We start from the raw sequence: 15839 nt of genomic DNA, 5'->3' as shown, positions 1-15839 counted from the left end.
GGATTAGATGAGTAAGAAACATGAACTGCTCGTGACGGCGGCAAATGTAAAAGAAGCAGAAGCCATGCTTCAGGCCGGAGCGGATGCTTTATTGATTGGAGATGATCGCTTTGGCATGCGCCTTCCGGGCAGCTTCAGCGTGAAAGAAACAGCAGCGGTAGTGAACTTGGCTGCCAAACACGAGGCGCGAGTCATCGTATCCATGAATAATTTGATGTCTAATGAATTACTGAAAGAACTGCCAGAATATGTGCAGGCTTTGGGCCGAATTGGTGTTGACGCCGTCGAGTTTAATGATCCGTCCGTGCTGGCTGCGATCAAGGAAATTGCACCTCAGATTCGTCTGCACTGGAACGCAGAGATGACGTCTACAAACTATGCCACGGCCAACTACTGGGGAACCAAAGGGGCGAGCCGGGTTGTGCTTGCTCGTGAGCTGAACATGGATGAGATCACGGAGATGGTTCCCTTTTTAAAGGTTGAGGCGCAGGTTCAGGTCCACGGGATGACGAACATATACCACTCCAAGCGCAGTCTGGTCCAGAGTTATATGGCTCATCAAGGGCGCCCCGTAGAAGGACATCTTGGTAAGGAACGCGGGTTATTCCTGATCGAGGCGGAGCGTCGGGATGAGAAGTTCCCGATCTATGAGGATATCAACGGTACGCATATTATGAGTTCAGAGGACATCTGCATTCTCGAAGATCTTCATTTGATGATGGAGGCAGGTGTACACAGCTTCAAAGTGGAGGGAATCCTCAAGCCCGTGGCTTACAACGAAGCTGTTGTTCGTGCATATCGCAAGGCTATAGATCTGTATGAAGCAGACGCAGAGGCTTATGCATACGACGAAGAATGGCTGCGTGAGGTTCGTGAGCTGCAGGACCCTGAGCGGGAATTGTCATTTGGATTTTTCTACAAAGAACAAGTGTATTAATAGAAGAGGTGAACAAGATGGAAACAGTGGCGGTCAAGCGGAAGTTTTCCGGTAAACGTAACCGTCTGGATAAACCGGAGCTGCTGGCTCCGGCGGGTAATCTGGAAAAATTAAAATTTGCGATTCACTATGGAGCAGATGCTGTATATATCGGCGGACAGGCTTACGGACTTCGTTCGAACGCGGATAACTTCAGTTTTGAAGAAATGCGTGAAGGTGTAGAATTTGCGAAAAAGTACGGGGCCAAAGTGTTTGTAGCTACAAATATTTATGCCCATAACGAAGATGTGGCGGGAATTGAAGCGTATTTGCAGAATCTGTATGATGCAGGCATCTCGGCGGTTATTGTTGCCGATCCGGCCATTATTGAAGTGGCTTTGCGTGCGGTTCCGGGTCTGGAGGTGCATCTCAGCACCCAGCAGTCCACATTGAACTGGCAAGCCGTGAAGTTCTGGAAGGACGAAGGACTGCCGCGGGTTGTACTTGGTCGTGAGACGAGTTTTGAAGAGATTGAAGAGATCAAGGCGAACGTGGATATTGAAATCGAAGCTTTCATCCACGGGGCAATGTGTTCATCTTATTCGGGCCGCTGTGTATTGTCCAATCACTTTACAGACCGGGATTCCAACCGGGGGGGCTGCTGTCAGTCCTGCCGCTGGAAGTATGATTTGTTCGAGGATGCGAGAGAAGATACGGTCTGGGTAAGCGAGGAGGAAATGCAGATGAAGGCTCCTGCGCCATTTAAGCTGGGAGATAATCAGCTGCCCCTGTTCCAGGAACAGGATAATTCTTTCTCCATGGGCTCCAAAGACCTGTGCATGATCGGTCATATCCCTGAATTGATTGATGTGGGTGTGGACAGTTTCAAAATTGAAGGACGTATGAAATCCATCCATTACGTAGCAACGGTTGTCAACGTATACCGTCAGGCCATTGATTCGTACATGGCTGATCCTGAAAATTATGTGCTGAAACCGGAATGGGTAGAAGAAATGAACAAAGCGGCGAATCGTCCGCTCAATACAGGGTTCTTCTACGATACGCCTGATCATGAAGATCATATCTATGAGCCGGAAGAGAAGGCAGTGCCTTACGACTTTGCGGGCCTGGTTATGGATTACGATACAGAAACAGGAATGGCAACGATTCAGCAGCGCAATCACTTCAAGCCGGGCCAAGAGATTGAGTTCTTCGGTCCGAACGGTACCTTTTTCAAACAGGTGGTAGGGGAAATTCAGGATGCAGAAGGCAATGTGCTGGATGCTGCGCGTCATCCGCTGCAGCTGGTGAAGATGAAAGTGGATCAGCCGGTTTCCTACTTTGACATGATGAGAAAAAAGAAATAGGTTTATATAAAAGTTATGCTGTGCGTTCTCATCATATATGATGGGGGGATCGGGATGAGAAGACTTGAGTCTGGTATGTCAGCAGACAATGAATTATTTTCGGATATAGTTAGGTATGAACACGAAACGATAAGTGAAACGACCGTATCAAACTCGAATGTGGGTTCACCTATATTTTGGAGCTGTACCCTGCATCATCTTGTATTTGATACCTGTGATCTTACGAATGCGAGATTTTTTGCCGGTAGTACAATAGATCACTGCACATTTGTTCGTTCCGACCTGCGCTCTGTCGGCATTGGCAAAGATGAAGCTGTGTTTACCAATTGTGAGTTTTCCTCCTGTGATCTGAGAGGCATGACATTGGAAAACGCTGCGTTTATCAACTGTACTTTTGCTAAATGTAGATTTAATGACCGGGTTTTACAAGCAGCGAATCTCGTCAATTGTACTTTTACCGGCAAGCTGGTGGATATTACGTTTGAGGGAAATGGCAAACAAAAGCTGATCGCCAATTTGGAGAACTGCATCCTTGACGGTGTTCGTTTTGTGGGCTGTGACCTGACGCAGTGCATCCCGCCAAAATCCAAAAACCATCTGTATGTTGAACAGGTATCCGCACGTGTGAAAAATGCCCTGCAGAAGATAGAACATAACGCTGATCTATCTGAAGATGAACGAAAAGTCCTGGTACGCAGTCTGCGCAAGCTTGAGCAGACGGATCAATATATTTTTAACACGGCGCATATGAAGAAAATATATAGTGAAGATTTTGTTGAACGATTTTTCAGCAGTCTGGGAATTAGTCCCGATCTTAGAGGCTAACAAAAAGTCATCTCCAAAGCACTCAGAAATGAGGTGAAGGAGTGACTTTTTGACAAATCAAATTTATGAGAAAAAAGACCCCTGTATATCGGCATATAGAGGTCTTTTTTTTATAGAAAAATAGGAAAAAAGTTGTAATATATTTCTGAGAAATTGGAGGGAAAGCAGGAAAGCTGTCGAATACTACATATTTATAGGGGAGAGATTAAAGAGTTAACAAGAATACTACTGGCAGGTGAATGAGAATGGTTCAAAAGAAGGATAAGGACAGTGGGGAAAACATGAAACAACCCGAGCAGGCTAAGCCTGATAAGACACAAAAAGAGAAGAAAATGAAAACGATTAAAATTAAAAAAGAAGGGGTACATAAAAAAACACTCAAATTTGATCGCAGCAAAATCCGATGGGATTGGATCAAGATGGATCGGATCAAAGAGAAACTGAAAAATAGAGAGTGGAAGGAGCTTGGCGGCACCTCATTCAGACAGATCAAGAAGGTGAACCCGGTCAAATCTGTAGGTGTTAAGCTTTTCTTAATCTTTTTCTCGGCTATTATGATTGTGGTTATTAGTTTGGGGCTAATATCCTATTCAAAGGCTAAAAACACGATTGAGGCGAACGCATCCAGAGCCAATCAGGAGACGATCGACCAAACCAAGCAGAAGCTTGATATCATTCTGGAACGATTTGTGGATACGTCTACACAGATTTTCTTCGATCCAGAGATGCAGTCTCTGCTGCAGAAGATGTCAGATCCGAATCTGACGGCATATGATACTTTCGTCAATTCGAGTTCAATCAATAAACAGTTATCCAATGTAGCTTTTACTAATAAATCCATGGAAGCGATTTATTTGGTGCCTACGGATGAATCCAAATCCGTTATGGGCACAGGAAACAGCAGTTCGAGCATGGGAAGCATCCGCCAGGAAGCTTGGTATACGGACCTTATCACAAAAGGGGGTTACCGCTGGCTGCCCACAGAGGAGAAGACAGACGGGACAGCGTCAACCTTCCGAATTGCACGTTCCATGAAGAATCTGCAGGGTACAACGCAATCTTACGTGCTCATCATTGAGTTGAAGCTGGAGGTGCTGGAGGAGCAGTTGAAGTCACTGGATCTGGGGGCTGGATCTGTACTTCAATTGATTGCCCCGGATAACAAAGTGGTTGCCTCGTCCGTTGCAGGACGTTCAGGTAAAGAGACGGATCTTGGCTTTGTGAAAGATTTAAAGGAACCAGCGGGAAGCACAAACACCGAATATGATGTGGATGGCAAATCGACCAACATGCTGGCTGTTTACAGTACGCTGGATTCATCTGCCTGGAAGCTGATCGGTATGGTTCCCACTTCAATGCTGGTTAAGGACGCTCAAGGCATCCTAACAATAACATTGTGGATGGCCCTTGCGTTTGCAGCACTTGCTGTGTTGATTGGCGTCTGGATGGTTCGCATGATTGCTCGGCCGCTTAGCAAATTGAAAGATCTAATGCAGGATGGTGCAAAAGGAAATCTGAAAGTACGCACGCCGTATAGCTCCCAAGATGAGATTGGACAGCTTTCATCTGCATTTAATACGATGATGGAGCAGATTACCAAGCTGGTGGAGCAGACCAATCGTTCCGCACAGGAAGTGTTGGATACAGCTGCAGAACTGAGCAGTGCTTCCAAGAAAACAGCGGTATCCGCTTCTGAAATTGCGGTAGCCACGGAAGAGATTGCCGGTGGTGCAGGCAGCCTGGCGACGGAAGCTGAACGTGGCAATGAACTGACCGATAACATCTCGCGTCAGATGGAAAGTGTAATTGCCGCCAATGAAGAGATGGGGGATTCTGCCCGCCACGTTGAGAAGTCCAGTCAGACCGGAACGCAGCATCTGAATCAATTGATGACCAAAACGCAGAAGACAGAAGAGATGATCGGAGCATTGGTCAGCAAAGTGGATTCGTTAAAAGAGAGCACATCTTCTGTACTAAAAGTGCTCGATGTCATGCAGAATATTACGAAACAGACCAATATTCTGTCTCTTAACGCAACAATTGAAGCAGCGCGGGCAGGCGCGGCTGGACGTGGTTTCATGGTCGTCGCTGATGAAGTTCGCCAGCTCGCTGCGCAGTCCAGACAGTCCATCGATATGGTTGGGGAGATCACAGACAAAATTATGACAGAAATGAACGAAACGGTTAAAGCGCTGTCCGACGCTTATCCATTGTTCAAAGAACAGATGGATGCGGTAAAAGATACAAACGTGATTTTTGCTTCTGTGCAGGATCAAATGGGTGCTTTCGTGGAACGTCTCGGCATGGTAACGGGTTCCATTGGAGAGCTCAGCAAATCACAGGCAACGCTGTCTGAGGCGATGAGCAACGTCAGCGCTGTTGCTGAAGAGTCCTCCGCCACTTCAGAGGAAGTAGCTTCACTGAGCAGTGAACAGCAAAATATCAGCAATCAGCTCGTTAGTCTGTCTGGCAAGCTGGAAAATGTATCGAGTGAACTGAAAGAAACACTCTCGCGTTTCACAGTATAATCCCTACTAACAAACCTGTCTCTTCGTTGAGGCAGGTTTTCTATATTTTCCGGGTAATTCCAGAGAGGTTGACGCATAATACATGAAAAAGGCAAGGGTGGAATATTTGTGAATCTGCGGCTTGTATGGAAACGCCGTATAGCGATAATCAGTGCAGGTTTGACGCTCGTTTTTGCCGTGCTGCTCCTCAGACTTGGCTGGATTCAAATGGTCCAGGTAAACCGGACTGTTCCTGGAGACCAGCGAAGTATGAGAGAAATGTCTGTACTGCAGCGTGAACGGGGTGTAATGCTCGATTCCGGTCGTGGACAGTTTACAGATGTCCATGGACGTCCCTTAACCGGTAAGCTGCAGTGGGGTGTTGTACTTTTTCCACAAGAACATTCTTCGAAAGGAAACAGGAAGGAAGGCGAACTCAGCCAAATGGCATCGATCCTGCATACGAATACAGATCAGCTGAGGGAGGAGTGGGAGAAAGAAAAAACTCCGCATTTATGGACAGGAGGTCAATCAGAGCCTGTGCTGTTAAACGATAAGCAGCGTGAACGCTTACGTGAGCTTCATATACAGGGAGCTGATGTATATCCCGTCATGACGAGATATTTCCCTAAACCCGCTGGCAGCCAGTGGCTGGGTTACCTGAATGAACAGCCAGAGCCTGCAGGACGATTGAAAGAACATCAAGATGAGGTAAGACAGCCCTTTGCAATGAAATCGGGAGCAGCGGGGCTGGAACGAACGCTAGAACCTTTGTTAAGAGGAATAGGACCTACATTGGTGACGCGGATGGTATCGGGCAGCGGGCAGATCATTCCTGAAATAGAGCCGCGTGTGATTGCGCCTGCCAATGTTCATTATCCATTAACAGTGGAAACAACGATTGATGCGCGCCTGCAGCAGGGAATAGAAGAACTGACGCAAGCTTCCGTGCTGCAGGAAGGAGCCGTGGTTGTGCTTGATGCTGCGAATGCGGATGTACGCGCAATGGTATCACGTCCTTTTTATCAGCCGCAGCATGTAGATCCAAGGCAGCAGTCCTCCTGGGGGAATCGAGCCGTACAAGGTGCTGTACCAGGTTCTATTTTCAAAATAGTGACGGCTGCAGCAGCACTCGAAAATCGGGTCGCTTCTCGCGAAGAGAAATTCCATTGTGAAGGAGCCTATGGAAAGTATGGCTTCTCCTGCTGGAAGCATCATGGACATGGTGAACTGAATCTCGAAGAAGGATTTGCGCAGTCATGCAACATTGTTTTTGCTGAAACGGCTCGCAGACTGCGAATGGAACAGTTGGAACAGACCGCTGACCGTCTTGGACTTGGGCGTATGGTTGGCTGGCAGGCACAGCAGGCTGCGGGTATGCCGGTGTTAAAGCACTTTGATCATGAAGAATCGGGGCGTATTCAGACAGAGGCTGTAAAGTATTCAGATGACGAAGGAGCCAGGATACAGACCGCGATCGGACAGCGGGATGTACTGGTCACCCCGCTGCAGGCAGCTAACCTGATTGTCACACTGCTGCATGACGGAAAGGTGAGTGCTCCCCGGCTTGTACAGCGAATTCGATATGCGGATGGAGACACGATGCTGGACATGCCTCTGCATGACTCTCGTTCGGCAATAGGACAGATTTCTCCAGCCACAGCGCATCTGCTGTTAAGCTGGATGAATACAGTTGTACGGGAGGGAACAGGAAAATCCCTGCAGCATGCAAAATGGCATACTGCAGGGAAGTCAGGCACGGCTCAGGTCATGCAAAAGGGAAAGCCTAAAAACCACCAGTGGTTTATTGGCTATGGTCCCGTAGAAGAGCCGAAATATGCAGTCGCTGTGCTCGTTCAGAACGTCTCTCCAAACAGCTCGCATCAGGCAGCGGCCTTGTTTCGAAAGGTGATGGATTACTTGGCAGCCTCGTCGTGAGCGGGATCAGATATAGGCGTGTCCATCACTAACGGTGAAGACTCGAATTCGTCATTGGGCAGATGAATCCATTTTTGCAGATAGCCCTGCTGCAGCAGTTCTTTTAACAAAATCAGAAGAACGGGTGAAAGCACGACACCTGCGAGGCCGAAGATTGATAGGGAAATCAGCATAAACGACAGCATCAGATAAGCAGAAGAAACACCGATAGAGTTTCCTGAAATTTTCGGTTCAAGCAGCTGCCGCGTCAGCATGGTCACGGCCAAAATAACGATTAAACCGATGGCAAGTGTACTGTTACCCACGATAAATAGATAAACAATCCACGGAATAAAAATAACGGGCACACCGAGCAGCGGCACCAGATCAAAAATGGCGCAGACGGCTGCGATTGTAAAGGCATTGGAGGTTCCAAGAATCAACAACCCCGCATATATCAATACAAATGTAATCAGCATCATAATCAATTGTGCTTTCATGTAGGAACGAATTGTCTTGAACACATGGGTACGCATGAACGCATTGGCTGTCTTTAGTGTTTTGGGTGTCTTGGCACGAGCGAATTTGCGCCATGATTCAATCTCAATACTAAGGAAAAATGCCAGAATGATTGCGATACCGAAATTGGTAATAAAAGTAGAGAAAGAGCTGAGAAAACCGATGATAAATTGTGCCCCGCCGGTAACCCATTTGGACAGGATTCCAGACAGTGTGGCAAAGTATTCATTCACCTTTTCGAGCATCCCGTCGGGAAGGGCATTGGACTTGTCCTGTATAAACACGACCAGATTGGTGAATTCTCGCTGAATCATCTCGATATATACCGGGAAATTGAGCTGCAAATCTGATATTTGCGAGATGATGAAGAAACCTGCACCGAAAAATCCTGCGACAATCAGTCCTAGAAACAGCAGAACAGATATGGCGGTACCCAGTGTTTTGGGCAGGCCTTTTCGATGCAAAAATTTGGCCAAAGGCTCAATCATCCAGAAAACAATAAACGAAAGGAAAACGGGCGCGGCGATATGATACAACTTGCTGAAAGCAAACATGATCACATACACGGTTAACAGGAGTAGAGCGATATCAAAAACCGTACGCCCGTATTTTTTATAAAGCGGCAGCATGGACATAGACTCCTTTACAGGCAGAAATTAGATTGTATTCATTGTACATGATAGCGGTGTCTTGAGGAAACAGCATTTCATAAAAGAATGAACTGTGATAAAATTAAAGGCGGTTTATTTTAGAAAGTGCCTTATAGCTGTAAATTAGCAGAAGAAGTGGGGAATTCACATCATGACAACGATACTTCAGAGTATTTTACTGTGGTTATTGTATCTGTCCTCTTTTTATGCTTTTATTCCAAGTCTGATCAGCAGATTGTTCGGTTTCCGGGTGTTCAGAAGGGGAAAAAGTGATACTCAATATGCCCTGACTTTTGACGACGGGCCAGATCCTGATTACACCCCTCGGCTGCTCGATCTGTTACGTGAGCACGAGGTTAAAGCCACTTTTTTTGTGGTCGGAGAACATGCTGCAAGTCATCCCGACTTAATCAGACGAATGCATGAAGAAGGACATTTGATTGGCATTCATAACTACATTCATAAAACGAACTGGCTGATGCGTCCGCGTACGGTTCGGGATCAGATCGAGCGCACAGGTCATATTATTCAGGAAATTACAGGTGAGAAAACCTGTTATTACCGTCCACCCTGGGGCATTATGAATCTGTTTGACTTTTTCAGTAAAAAAGATCGCAAAATCATTCTGTGGTCCGCCATGTTCGAGGACTGGAAATGCAGTGTGGGTGCGGAGCAGCTGAAACAGCGTATGCTGAACAAGTTAAAGGGCGGTGAGGTGCTGCTGCTGCACGATCGAGGCACAACCCTCGGGGCAGATGCACGAGCGCCCGAACAGATGCTTGAGGCACTCGAAACTGTGCTGCAGGAAGCCCGGCGCAGAGGGCTGGAAAGTGTACGTGTGGATACGTTAATGACCGGCAGCGCTGTGAATGGATGGCGGTCTAATGTAGGCCCAGTACAAACGGCAGCCCGCCCGAAGCTGAAACTGTGGAAACGAGCTGTGGTTGCTTTGTGGTTAGGCTGGGAAAAGCTGTTTCACTGGGTTTATCATCTGCGGACGGCTTCATCGGAAGATCCCATGCTTCATTTCCGTTCCCGTGTATACCACGGTGCGCGAGTAGAGATGGAACATGGTCATGTGATGCAGAACGGTGATCCGATTATCGAACTGCATTTTGATAATAAGAAATTGTTCGAACTGGGTGTTACTTCACGCTCAACCATGCATTTGGCTATTCGTATGATTCGTACGATGGAGCAGCAGCTGCCTGACCTGGCACAGCTTGTGGCTTCAGAACCTGAATTACGCTCAGCCAAAGCAATTTACGGGGTGAGCATGATTAACCGTGGACCTGAAAAATTCGGTTTCACGGTGCAGGAGTTGGCCCCAGGTCCTTTCAGTATGGCCTCGAAGTTATATCTGAAGCTGCTGCTTCGTGTTATCCATCCTTCAGGCAAGGAGCGTTTGAAGCAGCGTACAGATCAGCTGGTGCCTAAAATGATTGTGATGCCCGTGGAGGAACTGCTGAAACGTTACGGACAGCATCATAAGCTTGTATCAGCCGCAGTGGAGGAAGAGAGAGACGAGTCTCTTATGATCGAAAACGAGATTTTGCCTGAGCGAAACTAAGGTACAGCTTCAGCTTTTCTATGACAGCGGCTTTATTATGGAATTATTATAATGTTAATTATGGATTACAGATCATCCAACCTATCCGAATTTCAAACGAAAAGAAAGGATGCGCTCTGCCGGTGAGGCAGGACGCATCCTTTTTTAATCCTGATATGTTCAGTACTATATCAGCACTTCATCCGTATTAAATTTTCAGTACGCCACCGTTGCTTGCATTGGTAACAAGCTTGGAGTAGCGAGCCAGCAAGCCGGTTTTGACTTTTGGCTCAAAACCTTTCCAGTTCGCACGACGTGCTTCGAATTCCTCGTCGCTAATTTGCAACTCAATAGTACGGTTGTTCAGGTCGAGTTCGATGATATCTCCTTCTTCAACAAAGGCAATCGGGCCGCCTTCCGCTGCTTCCGGAGAGATATGGCCGATACTGATTCCGCGGGATGCGCCGGAGAAACGTCCATCCGTGATCAGACCAACTTTGGCACCAAGTCCCATACCTACGATCTGGGAAGTTGGCGCGAGCATTTCAGGCATTCCAGGTCCGCCTTTTGGTCCTTCATAGCGAATAACCACGACATGTCCTTCTTTAACTTTACCGTTAGCAATACCCTCAAGTGCTTCTTCCTGAGAGTCGAAACAGATGGCAGGGCCTTTGTGATATCCGCCAACTGAAGCATCAACCGCGCCAACTTTAATGATTGCACCTTCTGGCGCAAGGTTACCGAACAATACAGCCAGTCCGCCTTTTTCGGAGTGCGGGTTGTCCAGCTTGTGGATTACGTTGGTATCTTTAATTTCCTGACCTTCCACGTTTTCACGGATCGTTTTACCTGTTACGGTAATGCAGTCTGCGTGAATCGCGCCTGGTTTTTTGAGCAATTCATTCAGAACCGCGCTTACACCGCCTGCATTGTGAACATCTTCGATGTGCAGGTCAGAAGCAGGTGCCAGTTTCGCAAGGTGAGGAACACGGTTAGCAACTTCATTGATACGCTCGATCGGGTATTCAATGCCGGCTTCGTGTGCCAAAGCCAGTGTGTGCAGTACCGTATTCGTAGAACCACCCATTGCCATATCCAAAGCGAACGCATTGTCGATCGCTTCTACCGTTACGATATCGCGTGGTTTCAGATCCAGTTTGATCAATTCCATCAATTGTTTTGCTGATTGTTTAACAAACTCACGGCGCTCAGGTGCTACCGCCAGAATCGTTCCGTTCCCCGGCATAGCCAGACCCATAGCTTCTGCAAGGCAGTTCATGGAGTTAGCAGTAAACATACCGGAGCATGAGCCGCACGTTGGACAGCCGAACTGTTCAAGCTCAAGCAAGCTCTTGTCGTCAATTTTACCGGCCTGGAAGGCACCTACACCTTCGAATACGGAAGTCAGGGAGAGAGCTTTACCGTTGCTGTCACGGCCTGCTTTCATCGGTCCACCGCTTACAAATACAGTAGGGATGTTGCAGCGCAGTGCGCCCATCATCATACCCGGTGTAATTTTGTCACAGTTCGGGATACAAACCATGCCGTCGAACCAGTGTGCAGAAACAACCGTTTCTACGGAATCCGCAATAATGTCACGGCTTGGCAGGGAGTAACGCATACCGATGTGTCCCATCGCAATCCCGTCGTCAACCCCGATCGTGTTGAATTCGAACGGAACGCCGCCGGCTTCGCGAATGGCATCTTTAACAATTTTACCGAATTCCTGCAGGTGAACGTGACCAGGTACGATATCGATATACGAGTTACATACCGCAATAAACGGCTTGCCGAAATCCTCTTCTTTTACGCCCGCTGCACGGAGCAGACTCCGGTGTGGTGCGCGGTCAAACCCTTTTTTGATCATATCGGAACGCATCTTATTGGCTGACATGGTGTATTCCCCCCAAATATATAATATTGAGCAGCATGAATGGAAAAATAAATGGCAGTACATCTGTCGTTTAAATTCATCCGTACTCTAAAAAATAGACCGGTAATCCGGTATCGAGCTTCCCGTAGTTTGTGAAATTCTCTGCTGCTTTAAACCCGTGAACACCCGGTTTTTCTATAGAGTCTATCACAACCATCGTCATATTTCTACAATCAATAGACAATAGAAAAGAAGCCTCGTCCCATTTTCATGGAGTTTGGCTTCTAATTAAGTGAAAGTGGTGTATACCGTAAAAGGGAGATGACTGCCCAAGTTAGGTTTAACTGCTTCCGCCCTTACGCCCAATTTCGCGATAGAATTCCTTGCTGTGATTTTCCGAAGTGGCTTCACCGCCCTTGCGGCCGATCTCTTTGTAGAAATCTTCATTATGAGCATCTGAAGTGGCTTCACCGCCCTTTTTACCAATCATCTGGTAGAAGCTGCGGTCATGATTTCTCGATGTGGCTTTCCCGCCTAACCGGCCAGCTTCCTCTCTGCTCATCTTGCGTTCTGGTGTTTGCCCTCGTGCCATTACGAATCACTCCTTACCCTGATAAGTTGTTTCTGCAGCGTGTATCTTGAATTACCACATTATTTCCAGCCTGAAACAGGATAAATGGAAGCCGCTGGGTGTACAGGATAAGGCAGAGAGTTACAAGGAACGTTTAAATATACCTGGTCGATGAAGTGAAATTCGTGAAATATCCGGTTCGATCAGAGCCTTGAAGGCATGACGTACAAGCGGGTGAGCCAGTGTAACCGAGAACAGCACAGCAGCGGCTAGGATAATCGGGATGAACAATGCACTTCCCATGTAACCGTATACTCCTGACCAGATTGCAAGGCGTACAAGAAAGCCGTGCAGGAGGAAAACGTACAGTGTACGACGTCCCATATCTGTAATTTTGGAGGTCAAGTTCGGCACCCAGGCAAGGAATAAAACTGCCGAAGTGATTTCCAAAAGGTATACACCAAGCCGGTAAATTCCGGCAAACCACTCCTGATGCCCCAGTTCAGCATACGTTTTGCTGCCAAGAAGCCATCCTTGTGGAATATTCAAGCCGCCGTACGCAATATATAACAGCAGGGCAGCAGAGAGAACCGCAGCAGCTCTGCGGCCCCAGCCTGGAAGGAGCCGAGCACGAATGGCTGCCCCGTAATCATACCCAATGACGAAGAATGGCAGAAATACGAAGGTACGGCTGCAGCTGAGCCAAAAACCGTCGACTGGCAGATAACCGGCAATAACACCCAGAGCGATTGAAGCAATCAACCGATATACCGGTTTCCAGGAGATGGTGAACCGAACCAGTAACCGCCAGCAGAAATGGCTGGCAAGGAACCAGAGAAGCAGGTAGGGTGCAAAGAAGGACAGCCGCATATGAGGTGTATGGAATACGGTCGCGTCCATTAACGCATACAGCGTCTGGAACAGCAGGTACTGTAACGCGATCTGCTTCAGCACGCTGCGTCCGGATGTGCCCTGAATCGAAGGTCTGGCAAAATATCCGGTGACCCAAACGAAAAGCGGCATATGAAACGTGTAAATCCATAGAAACAACGCTTCCGCTCCGGCAAAGCGGGTAATCAGCGGTTCAAGTGCATTCCCTGCCAGCACGCAGACAATTAACATAAAGCGTAAGTTGTAAAAGAAAGATTCCTGATCATCCTGAATCAGTATCTGGTTTCTCATGATGCAGCCCCCTCAAAACATCCTTAAAAGTTGTGTATGTGCAGCCGTTATACCTCTGTAATAAGGTTAATATGGATTTGCTTTGATCATTGTGATTTAATTCACATTGGTAAGCGTTATCTTTTCTCAAAGATGTGACAACAAAAAGAATGCTTCGGGATTGACAACGGTTGCATACGGGATGACAATGGTAGAAGAAGATGAGGTAGTCAATATTAAGGAGGAAGGCAGCATGTCAACGAGTCCCTTTCAGAGCCCTGATATTATTACATTCGGGGAGAGCATGGGGTTGCTGACGGCCAGAGATACAAGAGGGCTTGAATATGCAGCTTCACTGGACAAGACATTTGGAGGAGCTGAGAGCAATCTGGCCATCGGCGTATCACGCCTTGGACATACCAGCGGCTGGTTTGGGCGTCTCGGCAGCGATCCGATTGGAAACATGATTCTGAAAGCCATTCGCGGCGAAGGCGTGGATGTATCCCGGGCAAAATTAAGTAATGATGAGCCTACAGGTCTGATGATTCGTGAGAACGCTTCCGGGAAAGCCTCGGTGCATTATTATAGGAAGTTATCTGCTGCAAGTGCAATGACACCGGATGATCTCGATCCGGATTATATTGCGGGAGCCAAAATTTTGCATGTCACAGGTATTACTGCAGCCATCAGCGAATCCGGACTTGCCACGGTGGAAGCGGCCATACATATTGCCAAGCAGGCAGGGGTTAAAGTGAGCTTTGATCCGAATCTGCGCCTGAAGCTGTGGTCGGTGGATCAGGCTCGGCCTGTGCTGCTGCGGTTGGCTGAACAGGCCGACTACTTTTTACCGGGCCTGGACGAGATGAAACTTTTATATAACGAAGAAAGTGATCAAAAGGTGCTTGAACGATTAACAGCATTGAATGCAGTATGCGTCGTCAAAGGCGGTCCTGATTTGACCTATGTACTTGCGGATGATACCCTAACGGAAGTTCCGTACTTTAAAGCAGATCAGGTTCTCGATACCGTTGGGGCAGGAGATGGATTCTGTGCGGGTTTTTTAGCGGGTCTGCTAAAAGGATACACACCGCAGGAAGCGGCTCGTCTCGGTAATCTGACAGGTTCGATGGTGATTCAGGCCGTTGGGGATTGGGAAGCACTTCCGACTTGGGCTCAGGTTGAGGCCAAGCTGAATAATGCTGCACACATCGAGCGTTAAGTTCCGTTAAAAACAGGATGACTCATCTTCGTTCTTCAAATGTAAAGCTTGTATATACACAACCACCACATGGACAAGGGAGAGAATGAAATGAAGAAGCTTCAACTGCTGCAAAAAATGACGGACAATGGTGTGGTGGCGGTTCTGCGCGCAGATTCTGCCGATCAGGTCATTGCAATGGCTGAACAGGCAATCGCAGGCGGGATCAAGGTAATCGAAATCACGATGACCGTTCCAAGCGCACTCAAAGCGATCGAAAAACTAAGCCGTGTATACCATTGGAATACGCAGGATCCGGAGAAATTCGCTATCATTGGAGCCGGAACCGTGCTTGAGGCGCAAACGGCGAGAGCCGCAATTATGTCAGGTGCAGAGTTTGTCGTAGGTCCTTCTCTGAATCCCGAAACGGTGCAAATGTGTAACCTGTATCGCGTACCCATTCTGCCGGGTGTCATGACGATTGCTGATGTGCAGCGAGCACTGGAGCTTGGTGTCGATATTATCAAACTGTTCCCGGGCAATTTGTATGATCCTTCAATTATCAAAACGATGAAAGGACCTATGCCGCAGGCGAATTTTATGCCGACAGGCGGTGTGTCTCTGTCCAATCTGGGTGAATGGATCAAAGGTGGAGCTGTAGCCGTAGGGATCGGTTCTGATCTGACGTCAGAAGCTGTGAAAACGGGAGATTTGACTCACGTTCGCCGTAAAGCCGAACAATATATGGAAGCTTATCGTAAAGCCAAGGCTGAATAGTGTTTTTTG

At 47.6% G+C, this 15839-nt stretch carries 11 protein-coding genes and 1 pseudogene; 8 read left to right on the top strand and 4 right to left on the bottom strand.

Annotated elements, in window-relative coordinates; genetic code table 11:
- Positions 1–7 precede the first annotated feature (7 nt).
- The 5 genes from MKY97_RS22350 to MKY97_RS22330 all read left to right on the top strand — a co-directional run bounded on the left by MKY97_RS22350 (position 8) and on the right by MKY97_RS22330 (position 7553).
- The gene (locus MKY97_RS22350; protein ID WP_342552460.1) at positions 8–937 is read left to right on the top strand and encodes a peptidase U32 family protein; all 930 of its coding nucleotides are present in this window, start codon (positions 8–10) and stop codon (positions 935–937) included.
- 17 nt (positions 938–954) lie between these two features.
- The gene (locus MKY97_RS22345; protein ID WP_342552459.1) at positions 955–2283 is read left to right on the top strand and encodes a U32 family peptidase; all 1329 of its coding nucleotides are present in this window, start codon (positions 955–957) and stop codon (positions 2281–2283) included.
- Between the two features lie 54 nt (positions 2284–2337).
- Positions 2338–3108: a pentapeptide repeat-containing protein gene (locus MKY97_RS22340; RefSeq protein WP_342552458.1), complete on the top strand. Its 771-nt coding sequence runs from the start codon at positions 2338–2340 to the stop codon at positions 3106–3108.
- 245 nt (positions 3109–3353) lie between these two features.
- Positions 3354–5636 (top strand): methyl-accepting chemotaxis protein, encoded by a 2283-nt coding sequence (locus tag MKY97_RS22335; RefSeq protein ID WP_342552457.1) that lies wholly within the window; start codon positions 3354–3356, stop codon positions 5634–5636.
- A gap of 108 nt (positions 5637–5744) precedes the next feature.
- Complete coding sequence (locus MKY97_RS22330) at positions 5745–7553, top strand: penicillin-binding protein 2 (protein WP_342552456.1); 1809 nt, start codon at positions 5745–5747, stop codon at positions 7551–7553.
- On the opposite strand, the gene MKY97_RS22325 is transcribed toward MKY97_RS22330, so the two are convergent.
- On the bottom strand, positions 7532–8680 hold the full coding sequence (locus tag MKY97_RS22325; RefSeq protein ID WP_342552455.1) for an AI-2E family transporter: 1149 nt from the start codon (positions 8678–8680) through the stop codon (positions 7532–7534). The genes MKY97_RS22330 and MKY97_RS22325 overlap by 22 nt on opposite strands.
- A 172-nt stretch (positions 8681–8852) precedes the next feature.
- Between MKY97_RS22325 and MKY97_RS22320 the strand changes: the two genes are divergently transcribed.
- On the top strand, positions 8853–10271 hold the full coding sequence (locus MKY97_RS22320) for a polysaccharide deacetylase family protein (RefSeq protein ID WP_342552454.1): 1419 nt from the start codon (positions 8853–8855) through the stop codon (positions 10269–10271).
- A 187-nt stretch (positions 10272–10458) separates the two neighbouring features.
- Here MKY97_RS22320 and ilvD read toward each other — a convergent pair whose 3' ends face one another.
- The 3 genes and pseudogenes from ilvD to MKY97_RS22305 all read right to left on the bottom strand — a co-directional run bounded on the left by ilvD (position 10459) and on the right by MKY97_RS22305 (position 13876).
- Complete coding sequence (gene ilvD, locus MKY97_RS22315) at positions 10459–12144, bottom strand: dihydroxy-acid dehydratase (RefSeq protein WP_145332657.1); 1686 nt, start codon at positions 12142–12144, stop codon at positions 10459–10461.
- A gap of 328 nt (positions 12145–12472) precedes the next feature.
- Positions 12473–12715: pseudogene (locus tag MKY97_RS22310) on the bottom strand (general stress protein); the annotation flags it as partial.
- Positions 12716–12835: 120 nt separating this feature from the next.
- Positions 12836–13876, bottom strand: coding sequence for a fucose 4-O-acetylase (locus MKY97_RS22305; protein WP_342552453.1), 1041 nt, complete (start codon positions 13874–13876; stop codon positions 12836–12838).
- Between the two features lie 232 nt (positions 13877–14108).
- On the opposite strand from MKY97_RS22305, the gene MKY97_RS22300 reads away from it, so the two are divergent.
- Together MKY97_RS22300 and MKY97_RS22295 are read left to right on the top strand one after the other, a co-directional pair.
- Positions 14109–15074 (top strand): sugar kinase, encoded by a 966-nt coding sequence (locus MKY97_RS22300; RefSeq protein WP_342552452.1) that lies wholly within the window; start codon positions 14109–14111, stop codon positions 15072–15074.
- A 90-nt stretch (positions 15075–15164) separates the two neighbouring features.
- Positions 15165–15830 (top strand): bifunctional 2-keto-4-hydroxyglutarate aldolase/2-keto-3-deoxy-6-phosphogluconate aldolase, encoded by a 666-nt coding sequence (locus MKY97_RS22295; protein WP_342552451.1) that lies wholly within the window; start codon positions 15165–15167, stop codon positions 15828–15830.
- Positions 15831–15839 lie beyond the last annotated feature (9 nt).

The organism is Paenibacillus sp. FSL R7-0652 (genome assembly GCF_038595045.1).
Classification (GTDB): domain Bacteria; phylum Bacillota; class Bacilli; order Paenibacillales; family Paenibacillaceae; genus Paenibacillus.
The sequence above is the reverse complement of the archived record's forward strand: the minus strand, read 5'-3'. Positions and strand labels throughout refer to the sequence as shown.